This window comes from Pseudomonas sp. TWI929 (genome assembly GCF_039673335.1).
GTDB lineage: Bacteria > Pseudomonadota > Gammaproteobacteria > Pseudomonadales > Pseudomonadaceae > Aquipseudomonas.
In genome coordinates, this window is the sequence record NZ_JBDJLK010000037.1 from 12,964 (window position 1) to 26,730 (window position 13,767).

At 62.4% G+C, this 13,767-nt stretch carries 15 protein-coding genes; 3 read left to right on the forward strand and 12 right to left on the reverse strand.

Annotated elements, in window-relative coordinates; all coding sequences use genetic code 11:
* Positions 1 to 15 precede the first annotated feature (15 nt).
* Positions 16 to 891: a TIGR02285 family protein gene (locus ABE456_RS16220; protein WP_346644822.1), complete on the forward strand. Its 876-nt coding sequence runs from the start codon at positions 16 to 18 to the stop codon at positions 889 to 891.
* A gap of 170 nt (positions 892 to 1,061) precedes the next feature.
* Here the strand turns inward: ABE456_RS16220 and ABE456_RS16225 are convergent, their stop codons facing one another.
* From ABE456_RS16225 to xerD, 6 genes are all read right to left on the reverse strand, one after another.
* Complete coding sequence (locus tag ABE456_RS16225; RefSeq protein WP_346644823.1) at positions 1,062 to 1,343, reverse strand: DUF3509 domain-containing protein; 282 nt, start codon at positions 1,341 to 1,343, stop codon at positions 1,062 to 1,064.
* An 80-nt stretch (positions 1,344 to 1,423) separates the two neighbouring features.
* Positions 1,424 to 1,843, reverse strand: coding sequence for a histidine kinase (locus tag ABE456_RS16230; protein ID WP_346644824.1), 420 nt, complete (start codon positions 1,841 to 1,843; stop codon positions 1,424 to 1,426).
* Positions 1,844 to 2,061: 218 nt separating this feature from the next.
* The gene (gene thrC, locus ABE456_RS16235; RefSeq protein ID WP_346644825.1) at positions 2,062 to 3,471 is read right to left on the reverse strand and encodes a threonine synthase; all 1,410 of its coding nucleotides are present in this window, start codon (positions 3,469 to 3,471) and stop codon (positions 2,062 to 2,064) included.
* 61 nt (positions 3,472 to 3,532) lie between these two features.
* Positions 3,533 to 4,837 carry a homoserine dehydrogenase gene (locus ABE456_RS16240; protein WP_085673377.1) on the reverse strand — a complete coding sequence of 435 codons (1,305 nt, stop codon included), beginning with the start codon at positions 4,835 to 4,837 and terminating at the stop codon, positions 3,533 to 3,535.
* Between the two features lie 83 nt (positions 4,838 to 4,920).
* Positions 4,921 to 5,664: a DsbC family protein gene (locus tag ABE456_RS16245; protein ID WP_346644826.1), complete on the reverse strand. Its 744-nt coding sequence runs from the start codon at positions 5,662 to 5,664 to the stop codon at positions 4,921 to 4,923.
* Positions 5,665 to 5,817: 153 nt separating this feature from the next.
* A complete protein-coding gene (gene xerD, locus ABE456_RS16250) occupies positions 5,818 to 6,714 on the reverse strand; it encodes a site-specific tyrosine recombinase XerD (RefSeq protein WP_346644827.1) in 897 nt (298 codons plus the stop codon).
* A gap of 68 nt (positions 6,715 to 6,782) precedes the next feature.
* Here xerD and ABE456_RS16255 point away from each other — a divergent pair, with 68 nt between their 5' ends.
* Entirely contained in the window at positions 6,783 to 8,588 is a 1,806-nt protein-coding gene (locus ABE456_RS16255; RefSeq protein WP_346644828.1) for a sodium:proton antiporter, read from the forward strand.
* A gap of 3 nt (positions 8,589 to 8,591) precedes the next feature.
* Here the strand turns inward: ABE456_RS16255 and ABE456_RS16260 are convergent, their stop codons facing one another.
* The 6 genes from ABE456_RS16260 to ffh form a co-directional block, all read right to left on the reverse strand.
* A complete protein-coding gene (locus ABE456_RS16260; RefSeq protein WP_346644829.1) occupies positions 8,592 to 8,999 on the reverse strand; it encodes an acyl-CoA thioesterase in 408 nt (135 codons plus the stop codon).
* 93 nt (positions 9,000 to 9,092) lie between these two features.
* Complete coding sequence (gene rplS / locus ABE456_RS16265) at positions 9,093 to 9,443, reverse strand: 50S ribosomal protein L19 (protein ID WP_003252148.1); 351 nt, start codon at positions 9,441 to 9,443, stop codon at positions 9,093 to 9,095.
* Between the two features lie 42 nt (positions 9,444 to 9,485).
* Positions 9,486 to 10,238, reverse strand: a complete 753-nt coding sequence (gene trmD, locus ABE456_RS16270; RefSeq protein WP_003252146.1) for a tRNA (guanosine(37)-N1)-methyltransferase TrmD — start codon at positions 10,236 to 10,238, stop codon at positions 9,486 to 9,488.
* Positions 10,239 to 10,241: 3 nt separating this feature from the next.
* Positions 10,242 to 10,778 carry a ribosome maturation factor RimM gene (gene rimM / locus ABE456_RS16275; RefSeq protein WP_346644830.1) on the reverse strand — a complete coding sequence of 179 codons (537 nt, stop codon included), beginning with the start codon at positions 10,776 to 10,778 and terminating at the stop codon, positions 10,242 to 10,244.
* A 5-nt stretch (positions 10,779 to 10,783) separates the two neighbouring features.
* On the reverse strand, positions 10,784 to 11,035 hold the full coding sequence (gene rpsP, locus ABE456_RS16280; RefSeq protein WP_027920106.1) for a 30S ribosomal protein S16: 252 nt from the start codon (positions 11,033 to 11,035) through the stop codon (positions 10,784 to 10,786).
* A gap of 236 nt (positions 11,036 to 11,271) precedes the next feature.
* The gene (gene ffh / locus ABE456_RS16285) at positions 11,272 to 12,648 is read right to left on the reverse strand and encodes a signal recognition particle protein (RefSeq protein WP_346644831.1); all 1,377 of its coding nucleotides are present in this window, start codon (positions 12,646 to 12,648) and stop codon (positions 11,272 to 11,274) included.
* A 305-nt stretch (positions 12,649 to 12,953) separates the two neighbouring features.
* Here ffh and ABE456_RS16290 point away from each other — a divergent pair, with 305 nt between their 5' ends.
* Positions 12,954 to 13,763 (forward strand): inner membrane protein YpjD, encoded by an 810-nt coding sequence (locus ABE456_RS16290; RefSeq protein WP_346644832.1) that lies wholly within the window; start codon positions 12,954 to 12,956, stop codon positions 13,761 to 13,763.
* Positions 13,764 to 13,767 lie beyond the last annotated feature (4 nt).

Consider the following 13,767-nt stretch of genomic DNA (forward strand, 5'->3'; position numbering starts at 1 on the left):
GCGCGGCTCTGGCCCATGTACGCTACCCGTTGTTTACGCCAGCTGTTCCTGCTGTGCGGGTTGTTGCCCGCATTGCTGCTGCAGCCTGCCAGCGCCAAGGAACGCATCTTCTGGCTGGTGCGTGACTTGCCACCGTTTACCATTCTTGAAGGGCAGCAGAAAGGCCAAGGGGTGATCGACCAGCTGTTGCCCCTGCTGATCGAGCAAATGCCCGAATACGACCACACCATCTTGCGAGTCACCCGCGCTCGCGGTATCCAGATGCTGCAGGATCGCAACACCTTTACCTGCGACCCGACCCTGTTGTGGACACCGGAACGTGCCGAATTCGTGCGTTTCTCCCTGCCATCGCTGGGTGTACTTAGCGGCGGCCTGGTGTTGCGCAAGGAAAACCAGGCGCTGGTGGCGCCGTACCTGGATGGCCAGCAAGTGGACCTGCATGGCCTGCTGAGCAATGCCTCGCTGAAGCTGGGGATTGTTGCCGAGCGCAGCTACGGCACGCAGATCGACAGTATTCTGCGCCTGTTGCCCGACAGCGCGCTCAGCCGCCACTACGGTAGCGACGCTACCGCCAACCTGCTGCAAATGCAGCAACTGGGGCGCTTGCGCATGGTGCTCGGCTATTGGCCCGAAGTGCGCTACCTCATACAGCAGCAAGGTGGGTCACTGGCTAACTACCAGTTTCATCCAGTGCAGGGGGTGGAGCGTTATCAGTTTCTGCATGTGGGGTGCTCGGACAGCGAACTGGGGCGTGCTGCGGTGGCGCATATTGACCAGCTGTTGCCGGCGCTACGCCGGGATGTGCTGCCCGGGCTCTATGCTCACTGGCTGGATCCGGCGTTGCGAGAAGATTACCTGGAAGAGAGCCGGCGTTTCTTCGAAGAGCAATAGCGGCGACCTACGCGCTCCTACAGGGAACTGTGTTGACCATAAAAAGAAACCCCGGACGCTGGGGAAGACGCCCGGGGCCAAGCGAAAGTCCTTGGGGACTTCCCGTGACAGCCTCGCCAGCGCCGGAGCAAAGCACTGGCTGGCTGCCCCTACATGCTCTGATTGGCCACTCAGGCAAAGGTTCCCCTGGGTTGCTGACGCTGCTGCAGTGCAGCGATCACACAAGGCTGCAAGCGCCCTTCGGCTATCTGCAGGTCACGGTGCAGGCCGTCCACCAAATCAATCAACAGGCGTTGCTCCTGCAACTGGCGCTCGCTGACCGTGCGTCGCAAGGTGATGCCGGCGAGGTGGTCGTGAACGGTCAATTGCCGATTACCGCAGGCATCGGCGGTGCCGAGGTGGGTCTGATAGGGGGTCAGGGCGTCGTTGAGCAGTCTGCAGATTCTTTCCATCCGGATCACTCGCTGCGTGGTGGGATATAGAGGGACTGACCAACAGGCGCAGCGGAAAGTTTCGTTTTAGTGCGCCTGCTTCAGTGAGCATGCGGGGCTGATGTGACAGTTTGAATACGCCGCCAAGGGCGCACCTGCAGCGTTTGCAAGGCATGCTGCAGGCGCGGCATTGACAGCGGCCAGGGCAGCTCGGCGAGCACCCACAGGCCACGTTTTCTGGCTTCCTGGGCAAGGTTGTGGAGCTTTGTGCCGGGCTGGCCGACAAACAGCAGTGCGCGCGCTCGGTGCTGCCGGGCAAGCAAGGCAAGGCCGGCCTGGGTTGGCATGGCGTGGTCGAGGATCAGCAAGTCGGGGCGACGCTCCGCGCCGAGGCAGGCGTCGAGGTCAGTGCTGTTTGCGCTGATGCGCACGTCGAAGACGCCCTGGGCATTGAGGGCCTGGTGCAGGAGGATCTGGTGCGATGGGCGCGCCTGGTGGATCAACACGGAGGTCTGGTGCATGAGCCGCTCCTGGTGGGAGGACCGGCTAAGTTAGGCGTTGCACGGGGTGCGCCTGAATAGGACGCTTCTGATTGGACTGAGGGAAAAGTCCGAGATTTTGGGGCCGCTTTGCGGCCCTTTCGCGACACAAGGCCGCTCCCACAAGAGAGTGCGTTCCTCCTGTGGGAGCGGCCTTGTGTCGCGATAGGGCTGCAAAGCAGCCCCAGAAAGCAACGCGGTTACAGCGGCTTGCCGCGGTTACCGTGCTGGCTGACAAAGCCCTGCACAGCCTTCAGGTCATTGGCCAGTACCGTGCAACGCTCTTCACGGCTGAACAGGTCGCTGAGGTGCGCTGGCAGCTCCAGTGCCTTGCCCACGCCGGCCTTCTCCACTGCTTCCGGGAACTTGACCGGGTGCGCGGTACCCAGCACCACCATCGGCGTGTCCAGGCTGCGGCGGCACTCACGGGCGGCCTTGACGCCGATTGCGGTGTGCGGGTCGAGTACTTCACCGGTGGCGGCGAACACATCAGCGATGGTCTCGCAGGTTTGCTCGTCGCTTACTGCCAGCGAGTCGAACAGCTTGCGCGCTTCGGTCCAGCGGTCTTGATCGACGCTGAAGCCACCACCTTGCTTGAAGTTGGCCATCAGTTCGGCAATGGCGCCACCGTTGCGGCCATGCAGGTCGAACAGCAGGCGCTCGAAGTTGGACGAGACCATGATGTCCATCGACGGCGACAGGGTCGCGTGCAGGGTTTCCTTGACGTACTGGTTGCCGCTCATGAAGCGGTGCAGGATGTCGTTGCGGTTGGTGGCAACGATCAGCTGGCTGACCGGCAGGCCCATGTTGCGCGCCAGGTAACCGGCGAAGATGTCGCCGAAGTTGCCGGTCGGCACCGAGAACGCCACGGAACGCGCCGGGCCACCCAACTGCAGGGCAGCGTGGAAGTAGTAGACGATCTGGGCCATGATCCGCGCCCAGTTGATCGAGTTGACGGCCACCAGGCGCGTGCCTTTGAGGAACGACTGGTCAGCGAAGCTGGCCTTGACCATTTCCTGGCAGTCGTCGAAGTTGCCTTCGATGGCGATGTTGTGGATGTTGTCACCGAAGATGGTGGTCATCTGCCGGCGCTGCACTTCCGACACGCGCTGGTGCGGGTGCAGGATGAAGATGTCGACGTTGTCGCAACGGCGGCAGCCTTCGATGGCGGCGGAGCCGGTGTCACCACTGGTGGCGCCGATGATCACCACACGCTCGTTGCGCTTGGCCAGTACGTGGTCGAGCAGACGGCCGAGCAATTGCAGGGCAAAGTCCTTGAACGCCAGGGTCGGGCCGTGGAACAGCTCCAGCACCCACTCGTTGCTGTTCAGCTGACGCAGCGGGGCCACCGCGGCGTGGGCGAACTCGCCGTAGGTTTCTTCGAGGATCTTCTTGAAGTCGGCGTCGGCAATGCTGCCTTCGACGAACGGGCGCATCACCCGGAAGGCCAGTTCGTGGTACGGCAGGCCGGCCCACGAGGCGATTTCTTCCTGGGTGAAGCGTGGCAGGTTTTCCGGCACATACAGGCCGCCATCGCTGGCCAGGCCAGCCAGCAGCACGTCTTCGAAATTCAGGGCCGGTGCCTGGCCGCGGGTACTGATATAGCGCATGGGTGCAAACCTTCGATGCTGAGGCCCGGGCCGCGCTGGCGGCCCGACGGCACTAATTTTGTTAGTTGAGCTGCTCGACGCGGATGCGCACGACCTTGCCGACTACGTCCTGCAGGGCTTCCAGGGCGACGATGGCGTCGTTGATGCGCTGCTCGACCACGCCATGGGTCAGCAGGATCATCGGCACCAGGCCGTCCTGCTCCTCGGCTTCCTTCTGCATGATCGACTCGATGTTGATGCCACGCTCCGAGAGGATGCTGGCCACCTGGGCCAGTACGCCCGGGTGATCCTTGGCCTGGATGCGCAGGTAGTAGGCGCTTTCGCAGGCTTCGATCGGCAGGATCGGGTGGGCCGACAGCGAATCCGGCTGGAAGGCCAGGTGCGGCACGCGGTTTTCCGGGTCGGAAGTCATGGCACGGACCACGTCGACCAGGTCGCCGACCACCGACGAAGCAGTAGGCTCCATGCCGGCGCCTGCACCGTAGTACAGGGTAGAACCGGCGGCGTCACCATTGACCATGACCGCGTTCATCACGCCGTTGACGTTGGCGATCAGGCGGTCGGCCGGGATCAGCGTCGGGTGCACGCGCAGCTCGATGCCTTCGGCGGTGCGACGGGCCACACCCAGGTGCTTGATGCGGTAGCCCAGGGCCTCGGCGTAGTTCACGTCAGCAGTGGTCAGCTGGGTGATGCCTTCGGTGTAGGCTTTGTCGAACTGCAGCGGGATACCAAAGGCGATCGACGCCAGGATGGTCAGCTTGTGCGCGGCGTCGATGCCTTCGACATCGAAGGTCGGGTCGGCTTCGGCATAGCCCAGCGCCTGGGCTTCGGCCAGCACGTCCGGGAAGGCACGGCCCTTCTCACGCATTTCGGTAAGGATGAAGTTGCCAGTGCCGTTGATGATGCCGGCCAGCCAGTTGATGCGGTTGGCCGACAGGCCCTCGCGGATGGCCTTGATCACCGGGATACCACCGGCCACGGCCGCTTCGAAGGCGACGATCACGCCCTTCTCGCGGGCCTTGGCGAAGATTTCGTTACCGTGCACGGCAATCAGCGCCTTGTTGGCGGTGACCACATGCTTGCCGTTTTCGATGGCCTTGAGCACCAGGTCGCGGGCCACGGTGTAGCCACCGATCAGCTCGATGACAATGTCGATTTCCGGGTTGCTCGCAACTTCGAACACATCAGCGGTAATGGGGGTACCGGTAATCTGGCAGTTCGGGTTCTGCGAGCGCATGGCGATCTGTGCCACTTCAATACCGCGCCCGGCACGGCGGGCAATCTCCTCGGCGTTGCGCTGAAGTACATTGAAGGTTCCGCCACCGACGGTCCCCAACCCACAGATGCCTACTTTGACCGGTTTCACTGTGAACTCCCCATTGAACGGCCGACACCTATGCCGGCCGTGAAACATGCCGTCACCCCATGACGACGGCGTATTGAATTGGATTACTTGGCAAGTGCCAGCTTGGCGACCTGCGGCGCCGGCTGGTAGCCCGGAATGACCTGGCCGCTTTCAAGGACGATGGCCGGCGTGCCATTGACGCCGATCGACTGGCCCAGCTGGAACTGCTTGCCGACCGGGTTGGCGCACTTGGCAGCCTTGATTTCTTCACCTTCGACCATCTTGTCCATCGCAGCACGGCGGTCGCTGGAGCACCACACGGCCTGCAGTTGCTGGTCACCCGCCGAGCCGAGGCCCTGGCGCGGGAAGGCGACATAGCGCACTTCGATACCGCGACGGTTCAGCTCAGGCACTTCGGCGTGCAGCTTGTGGCAGTACGGGCAGGTGGTATCAGTAAACACGGTGATGTGCGACTTGGTCTCGCCCTTGGCAGGATAAACCACCATCTCGGCGGCTGGAATGCCGTTGATGAGCTTGGCGATGCCCTGACGCTCGGTTTTTTCGGTGAGGTTGACCGGCTTGCCGTCCTGGATCTGGAACAGGTAGCCCTGCATCACGAACTGGCCGTCGGCGCTGGCGTACAGCACACGGCCGCCCTGCAGCTTGACTTCATACAGGCCGTTGAGCGGGCTGCTGGCCACGCTTTCCACGGGTACTTCCAGCTCAAGGTTTTGCAGCGATTTACGGATGGCCTGCTCGGCACCGGCATTGCTATCGGCTGCCGCAGCAACGGCAAAGGTACTGGCCAGCGCCAACGCGGCGGCGGCGAACATCTTGATCACGCGCATGGAAACTCCTGAAGGCGGACAGGGGCCGGAGGGCGCCACCTGCGGAAAATACGCGGTGGCCGTGCGGCCCTTGGTGCAAACCGCCCAAGCCTACCACATCACACCGCCGGTGAAGGGCCTTGCAAGGACCGGTCGGCGGAACATGAAAAACATTCATCCACGCGGGTGGTGCTGGGCATGCAGTTGCTGCAGGCGGGCCTTGGCGACGTGGGTGTAGATCTGCGTGGTCGACAGGTCGCTATGGCCCAGCAGCATCTGCACCACGCGCAAGTCGGCACCGTGGTTGAGCAGGTGGGTGGCGAAGGCATGGCGCAGGGTGTGTGGCGACAGCGGTTTGTCGATGCCGGCCACCCGGGCGTGGTGCTTGATGCGGTGCCAGAAGGTCTGGCGGGTCATCTGCTCGCCACGCAGGCTGGGAAACAGCACGTCGCTGGGGCGGCCGTTCAGCAGCTCGGCGCGGCCGTCGCGCAGGTAACGTTCCAGCCACACCACCGCCTCTTCGCCCATGGGTACCAGGCGCTCTTTGCTGCCCTTGCCCATCACCCGCAGCACACCCTGGCGCAGGTTGACCTGGTCGAGGGCCAGGCTGACCAGTTCGGTGACACGCAGGCCGCAGGCGTAAAGCACTTCGAGCATGGCACGGTCGCGCTGGCCGATGGCTTCGCCCAGGTCCGGGGCTTGCAGCAAGGCTTCGACATCCGCTTCGGAAAGCGACTTGGGCAGTGGTTTGCCCAGTTGCGGCATGTCGACTTGCAGGGTCGGGTCGATGGCCACCAGCTTTTCCCGCAGCAAGTAACGGAAGAAACCGCGCAGGCCGGAGAGGAAGCGCGCCGTGGAGCGTGGCTTGTAGCCCTGGTCGAGGCGCCAGGCCAGGTGGTCGAGGATCAACTCGCGCCCCGCGTCGGGCAGGCTGACCGAGCGCTCCTGCAGCCAGCCATTGAACAGGGCCAGGTCGCTGCGGTAGGACACGCGGGTGTTGTCGGACAGGCCTTTCTCAAGCCACAGGGCGTCGAGAAACTCGTCGATCAGGGGGTGGTCGAGGGCAGGCATGAAAACTCAGTGGCAAACGGCGGATTGACGCTTAGTCTTTCATAACACTGCAGCCATAGGGAGCCCACATGCGCGAAGAGCAGATACTTCTCAGCGTCGGCGGCATAGGCGCCGCGGCGCTTGCCTGCCAATGGCTGGCCTGGCGCCTGAAGCTACCGGCAATCCTGTTTCTGCTGCTGGCCGGGATCATTGCCGGCCCGGCGCTGGGCTGGCTTGACCCCGAGGCATTGTTCGGCCCGTTGCTGATGCCGCTGGTGTCGCTGGCAGTGGCGCTGATTCTGTTCGAAGGCAGCCTGACGCTGCACCTGTCGCAATGGCGCGAAATCGGCAGTGTGGTGCATCGCCTGGTCACTGTGGGCGCCTTGGTCACCTGGCTGATCATCGCCCTGGCGACCCACTGGCTGCTGGGGTTCGACTGGCCGCTGGCGATTCTGTTCGGCACCCTGACCCTGGTCACCGGCCCCACCGTGATCGTGCCGATGCTGCGCGTGGTGCGCCCCAAGTCGACCATCGCCAACATCCTGCGCTGGGAAGGGATCATGATCGACCCGATCGGCGCACTGCTCGCGGTGGTGGTGTACAGCTTCATCATCGCCAGTGCAGACGGCAATGGCCTGGTCCAGAGCCTCATTACTTTCGCCGGGGTCATTTTCTGCGGTACTTCCCTGGGCGCGGCCGGGGGCTGGCTGCTTGGGCAGATCATGCGCGAGCAGTGGCTGCCGGAGTACCTGCACAACCTCGCATCGCTGGCGGCAGTGCTGGGTATTTTCATCGCCGCCAACCAGATCGTGCACGAATCCGGGCTGCTGGCCGTGACCGTAATGGGCATGTGGCTGGCCAACATGCGCGGAGTTGATGTGCGGCAGATCCTGCATTTCAAGGAAAACCTCAGCGTGCTGCTGATTTCCGGCCTGTTCATCCTGCTGGCTGCGCGCCTCGACCTGCATGCCCTGCTGGGCCTAGGCCCAGCGGTACTGGCACTGTTGCTGGTGATCCAGTTGCTGGCGCGACCGCTCAACGTATGGCTGGCCACACTGGGCTCGACACTCAGCTGGCGGGAACGTGCATTGCTGGCCTGGATTGCGCCACGCGGCATCGTTGCCGCCGCCGTTTCGGCGATCTTCGCCATTCGCCTGCACCAGGCCGGCCACCAGGACGCCTTGCTGCTGGTGCCGCTCACCTTCGCCGTAATCATCGGCACGGTGGTACTGCAAAGCGCCACGGCCAGGCCCCTGGCACGCCTGCTGAAGGTCGCTGAGCCAGCGCCCAGCGGGTTTCTCATCGTCGGGGCAAACGAGCCGGCCCGGGCCATCGCCAAAGCACTGCAGCAGTTGGGCTGTCGAGTTTTGCTGACAGATTCTAGCTGGGAAAACATTCGCGCCGCACGCATGGACGGGCTGCCCACCTATTTTGGCAACCCGGCCTCACAGCATGCCGATGCACACCTGGACCTGGTCGGCCTCGGGCACTTGTTGGGGCTCTCCCCCGCCGGCGAAATCAATGCCCTGGCCTGCGCAAGGTTCCGCCATGATTTCGGTCATGGCCGGCTGTTCGTGCTGGCCAGCGGCCTGGAGAAACAACGCAGCGACAAGCATCGAGCGGCTGAGGAACACCGCGGCCACCTGCTGGGGGCCAGTTCGATGACGTATCTGCAACTGGCCAACCGCTTGCATCAGGGCGCCGAGCTGTACAGTACCAACCTGACAGAAGGCTTTGACTGGGACGCCTACAAGGCGCTGCATGACGAGCGTGCGCACCTGCTGTTCGCAAGAGACGGGCACGGCTGGGTGCATGTGGCCAGTCCCGACAACCCACTACAGCCGCAACCAGGATGGACTCTGGTGGCGTTGATCGAGCCAGCCCTGGAGCCCTGACACTCAGGCGCCCGGCAGTACCGGCACCGGGCGCTTGTCTTCGTCGATGGCGACAAAACTGAACACCCCGTGGATCGCCCGCTCACGGCCGTCCAGGTACATGTTCTCGACAAACACATCCACCTGTACCTGCAAGCTGGTATTGCCGACCTTGACCACCGAACCCACCAATTCGACGATCGAGCCCGCCGGGATAGGGTGCTTGAAGTCGATGCGGTCGGTGGATACGGTCACCAACGGCAGGCGGCAGAAGCGCGTGGCGGCAATGAACGATACTTCGTCCATACAGGCCAGGGCGGTGCCGCCGAACAAGGTGTTGTGGTGGTTGGTGGTATTGGGGAACACCGCCTTGGTCACGCGGGTTACCGACAGCTCGGTGCGGCGCTGGATTTCCTGGTCTCGGGTAGTCATGGCAATCACATTTTCGGGTTTCAAAACGCAAAAAAGCAGCCCGAAGGCTGCTTTTTTCTCGCTAGGCGGCCTTGGCCACCGGGCAAACTGCACTCAGGACAGTTTTTCCTTGATGCGAGCGGCTTTGCCGGACAGGTCGCGCAGGTAGTACAGCTTGGCTTTACGCACGTCACCACGACGTTTCACGGCCAGGCTGTCGATTTGCGGGCTGTAGGTCTGGAAGGTACGCTCTACGCCAACGCCGCTGGAGATCTTGCGCACGGTGAAGGCGCTGTTCAGACCGCGGTTACGCTTGGCGATAACGACGCCTTCGAACGCCTGCAGACGGGAACGCTCACCTTCCTTCACTTTAACCTGAACGACAACGGTGTCGCCTGGTGCGAAGGTCGGGATTTCCTTGCTCATCTGCTCGGCTTCGAGCTGCTGGATGATCTTGTTGGTCATGCTGTGCTCCTAAGATGGATACGCGATCCACCATCGATACGTTTAACTATCGTCCCGCTCGCGGAGATATTCCTCGAGCAGCTTCTTCTCTTCTCCAGAAAGCGAGCGACTTTCCAGAAGATCGGCGCGTCGTTCGAAGGTCCTACCAAGGGACTGCTTCATCCTCCAACGCCGGATATGTGCATGGTTGCCACTTAGCAACACGTCGGGAACACGCTGATCCGCATACACCTCAGGTCGGGTGTAGTGCGGGCAATCGAGCAGACCGTCGGTGAAGGAATCTTCTTCCGCCGAGTCCACATGCCCTAAAGCTCCGGGCAGCAGCCGCGTAACCGCATCGATCAGTACCATGGCCGGCAGCTCGCCACCGGAAAGCACATAGTCGCCAATCGACCACTCCTCATCGACATGAGCCTCGATAAAGCGCTCGTCGATGCCTTCATAACGACCGGCGATCAGGATCAACGATTCCTGTTCGGCCAGGCCTTTGACCGCCTGCTGAGTCAGCTTGCGGCCTTGTGGCGAAAGGTAGATCACCTTCGCCGCTGCTCCGGTCGCTTGCCTGGCGCTAACCAGGGCGTCTTCCAGAGGCTTGATTTTCATCACCATGCCCGGACCACCGCCAAACGGCCGATCATCTACCGTGTGGTGACGATCTGTGGTGTAGTCCCGCGGGTTCCAGCAAGTTACCTGAAGCAACCCCTGTTTCACCGCGCGGCTGGTAATGCCGTACTCAGTGATGGCCGAGAACATCTCGGGGAACAACGTGATGACGTCTACGCGAAGGTTACCCATCGTTTAGAAGTCCGCGTCCCACTCAACCCGCATCACGCCCGCTTCCAGGTCGATGTTGAGCACGCATTGCTCCGTATAGGGCAACAGACGCTCGCGATCATCCAGGCTGCCTGCGCAGGGCTTGACCACCATTACATCGTTCGCACCGGTCTCCAACAGGTGATCGACCTTGCCGAACAGCTGTTCGTCCTGGTTGATGACCTTCAGACCCACCAACTGGTACCAGTAGTACTCGTCGGCAGCCAGGTTGGGCAAAAGGCTCCGCGCAATGCAGATTTCGTAACCGCTCAGAAGACGGGCTTCATCACGATCATCGAGGCCTTTCAGTTTCACGACCAGGCCCTTTTGGGAGCCACGACCGCTGACCAGCTCGACCTGCTTTACCTTGCCTTCGTGCCGAAGCGTCCAGCGCGGATAATCCAACAGGTTTTCAATCGGATCGGTAAAGGAATACACCTTCACCTCGCCGCGAACGCCGTGAACCGAAAAAATCTTGCCAACGACGATGAGGTCGTCAGCCTTTTCTGGCGTCGCGTTCATACTATTTAGGCAGCGGCCTTGGCAGCGTCCTTCAGCAGCTGAGCAACGCGCTCAGACGGCTGTGCGCCCTGGCTCAGCCAGTAGGAAACGCGCTCTTGGTTGACCGACAGCTTGACTTCGGCGCCCGATGCGATCGGGTTGAAGAAGCCTACGCGCTCAACGAAACGGCCGTCACGGGCGTTACGCGAGTTGGTCACGGTCAGGTGGTAGAATGGGCGCTTTTTCGAGCCGCCACGGGCAAGACGAATGGTTACCATGTGAACATTGTTCCTATAGTCGGTACTGCAAATCTGAATGCCAAATAGGCACACGGGTGCCCAAAAGGCCGCATATTCTCGGGGAATACACGGACATTTGCAAATGACTTTTTCGGCAAGGCCTTGCCTTACCGATCAGATTTGCCGGTTAAGCCGCGAAATCCGCGGCCGTTACCCCGCCACAGCGGGAGTTCTGGGCGCCAGCCCGACAAAAGGCAGGCACCCGGAATAGGGGTTTACAGCTTCGGCATGCCGCCGCCAGGCAGCATCCCGCCCAGGCCGCGCATCATCTTGGCCATGCCACCTTTGGCAGAGAATTTCTTCATCATCTTCTGCATCTGCTTGTGCTGCTTGATCAGCCGGCCGATGTCCTGCACCTGGGTACCGGAACCCAGGGCGATACGGCGCTTGCGCGAACCGCTGATCAGGTCAGGGTCGCGGCGCTCGGCCGGGGTCATGGAGTTGATGATCGCTTCCATCTGCTTGAACTGCTTCTCGGCGGCGCCCTGGGCGTTGCCCATCTGCGACAGGTTGACCCCGCCGATGCTCGGCAGCTTGTCCATCAGGCCACCCAGGCCGCCCATGTTCTTCATTTGTTGCAGCTGGTCGCGGAAGTCTTCGAGGTCGAAGCCCTTGCCCTTCTTCAGCTTCTTGGCCAGCTTGTCGGCCTTGGCCTTGTCGATGTTCTGCTCGGCCTGCTCGATCAGGCTGAGCACGTCACCCATGCCGAGGATGCGCGAAGCGACACGGTCGGGGTGGAACGGCTCGAGGGCTTCGGTCTTCTCGCCCATACCGATGAACTTGATCGGCTTGCCGGTGATGGCACGCACCGACAGCGCAGCACCGCCACGGGCGTCACCGTCGACCTTGGTCAGCACCACGCCGGTCAGCGGCAGCGCCTCGCCAAACGCCTTGGCGGTGTTGGCGGCGTCCTGGCCGGTCATGGCGTCGACCACGAACAGGGTCTCGATCGGCTTGACCGCAGCGTGCAGCGCCTTGATCTCGTGCATCATGTCGGCGTCGATGTGCAGACGGCCGGCGGTGTCGACGATGACCACGTCGATGAACTTCAGCTTGGCTTCGCGGATGGCTGCTTCGGCAATGGCCACCGGCTTCTGGCTGATATCGGACGGGAAGAAGGTGACGCCGATGTCGTTGGCCAGGGTTTCCAGCTGCTTGATCGCCGCCGGGCGATAGACGTCGGCGGACACCACCATCACGCTCTTTTTCTTGCGCTCTTTAAGAAAGCGCGCCAGCTTGCCGGCGGTGGTGGTCTTACCGGCGCCCTGCAGGCCGGCCATCAGCACCACGGCGGGCGGGGCGGCGTTCAGCGCGAGGTCTTCGTTGGCCGCGCCCATCAGGCTTTCCAGCTCGGCCTGGACGATCTTCACGAACGCCTGGCCCGGGGTGAGGCTGCGCGACACTTCGGTGCCGACCGCACGCTCCTTGACGCTGTTGACGAAATCCTTGACCACCGGCAGGGCAACGTCGGCCTCAAGCAGGGCCATGCGCACTTCGCGCAGCGTGTCCTTGATGTTGTCTTCGGTCAGCTTGGCCTTGCCGGTGACATGGCGCAGCGTCTGTGACAGGCGGTCGGTCAGGTTTTCGAACATGGTGATCCTTTCAGGCCCAGTAAAAGCCGAGGTTTGTCAGGCGCCCGCGGGGGAATGCACACCCGCCGGGCACAGCAAGGCGGCGATTATAGCGAAGTGCGGCGGCGGCGCACACCTTGGCGGCAGCCTGGTAGATATTCGGTGGCTGTACCGGCCTCTTCGCGGGTGAACCCGCTCCTACAGGATCTCCACGTACCTGTGGGAGCGGGTTAACCCGCGAATGGCCCAACGCAGTCCGCCAGTCTTCCTAGAGCGGCGGGATCTATGCCAAACTCCGTCTCTTTAAGGCTCGCCAACCAGGACTTATGGTCTCCTCACCCAGCCTCATCCCCAACCTGATCGCCGCCGGCCTATATATAGCTGCGGCCATCTACCAGAGCTCATACCTGGCCCAGAACCGCAAGGCCGACAAGCGCCTGCTCACCCTGCTGGGTGCCGTCGCGGTGCTTGCCCAGGCCGGTGCGCTGTTCTTCCAGCTGATCACCCCGCTGGGCCTGAGCCTGGACTTCTTCAGCGCTGCCAGCCTGATCGCCGTGGCGGTCATTGCCCTGACCCTGCTGGCCTGCCTGCGCATACCGGTAGAAAACCTGCTGGTGCTGCTGTTCCCGCTGGGGGCGGTGACCGCGCTGCTGGCCCAGTTCGCGCCGCCTGGCACCGTGCCGCTGATCAATGAAGAACCGGGCATCCTTGCGCACATTCTGCTGTCGATCCTGGCCTACGGGCTGTTCACCATCGCGGTGTTCCAGTCGCTGCTGTTGCTGCTGCAGGACCGCCAACTGAAAAACAAGCACCCGTCCGGGCTGATCCGCAACTTCCCGCCGCTGCAAACCATGGAAAGCCTGCTGTTCGGCTTTCTCTGGGCCGGCTGGTGCTTGCTGTCGCTGTCGTTGATCTCTGGCTGGCTGTTCCTCGACAACCTGTTCGCCCAGCACCTGGTGCACAAAACCTTGCTGGCCTGTGTTGCCTGGGTGGTGTTCAGCGTGCTGTTGTGGGGCCGCACCCGCCTGGGCTGGCGTGGCCACAAGGCCATCCGCTGGACGCTGGCCGGTTTCTGCCTGCTGATGCTGGCCTATTTCGGCAGCAAGCTGGTTCGCGAATTCATCCTGCATATCTGACGGC

Excerpts from the sequence above, each read along its gene's own strand:
- ABE456_RS16220 (WP_346644822.1), top strand. The coding sequence starts at position 16 with ATGTACGCTACCCGTTGTTTACGCCAGCTGTTCCTGCTGTGCGGGTTG.
- ABE456_RS16225 (WP_346644823.1), bottom strand. The coding sequence starts at position 1,343 with ATGGAAAGAATCTGCAGACTGCTCAACGACGCCCTGACCCCCTATCAG.
- ABE456_RS16230 (WP_346644824.1), bottom strand. The coding sequence starts at position 1,843 with ATGCACCAGACCTCCGTGTTGATCCACCAGGCGCGCCCATCGCACCAG.
- thrC (WP_346644825.1), bottom strand. The coding sequence starts at position 3,471 with ATGCGCTATATCAGTACCCGCGGCCAGGCACCGGCCCTGAATTTCGAA.
- ABE456_RS16245 (WP_346644826.1), bottom strand. The coding sequence starts at position 5,664 with ATGCGCGTGATCAAGATGTTCGCCGCCGCCGCGTTGGCGCTGGCCAGT.
- xerD (WP_346644827.1), bottom strand. The coding sequence starts at position 6,714 with ATGCCTGCCCTCGACCACCCCCTGATCGACGAGTTTCTCGACGCCCTG.
- ABE456_RS16255 (WP_346644828.1), top strand. The coding sequence starts at position 6,783 with ATGCGCGAAGAGCAGATACTTCTCAGCGTCGGCGGCATAGGCGCCGCG.
- ABE456_RS16260 (WP_346644829.1), bottom strand. The coding sequence starts at position 8,999 with ATGACTACCCGAGACCAGGAAATCCAGCGCCGCACCGAGCTGTCGGTA.
- rplS (WP_003252148.1), bottom strand. The coding sequence starts at position 9,443 with ATGACCAACAAGATCATCCAGCAGCTCGAAGCCGAGCAGATGAGCAAG.
- trmD (WP_003252146.1), bottom strand. The coding sequence starts at position 10,238 with ATGGGTAACCTTCGCGTAGACGTCATCACGTTGTTCCCCGAGATGTTC.
- rimM (WP_346644830.1), bottom strand. The coding sequence starts at position 10,778 with ATGAACGCGACGCCAGAAAAGGCTGACGACCTCATCGTCGTTGGCAAG.
- rpsP (WP_027920106.1), bottom strand. The coding sequence starts at position 11,035 with ATGGTAACCATTCGTCTTGCCCGTGGCGGCTCGAAAAAGCGCCCATTC.
- ffh (WP_346644831.1), bottom strand. The coding sequence starts at position 12,648 with ATGTTCGAAAACCTGACCGACCGCCTGTCACAGACGCTGCGCCATGTC.
- ABE456_RS16290 (WP_346644832.1), top strand. The coding sequence starts at position 12,954 with ATGGTCTCCTCACCCAGCCTCATCCCCAACCTGATCGCCGCCGGCCTA.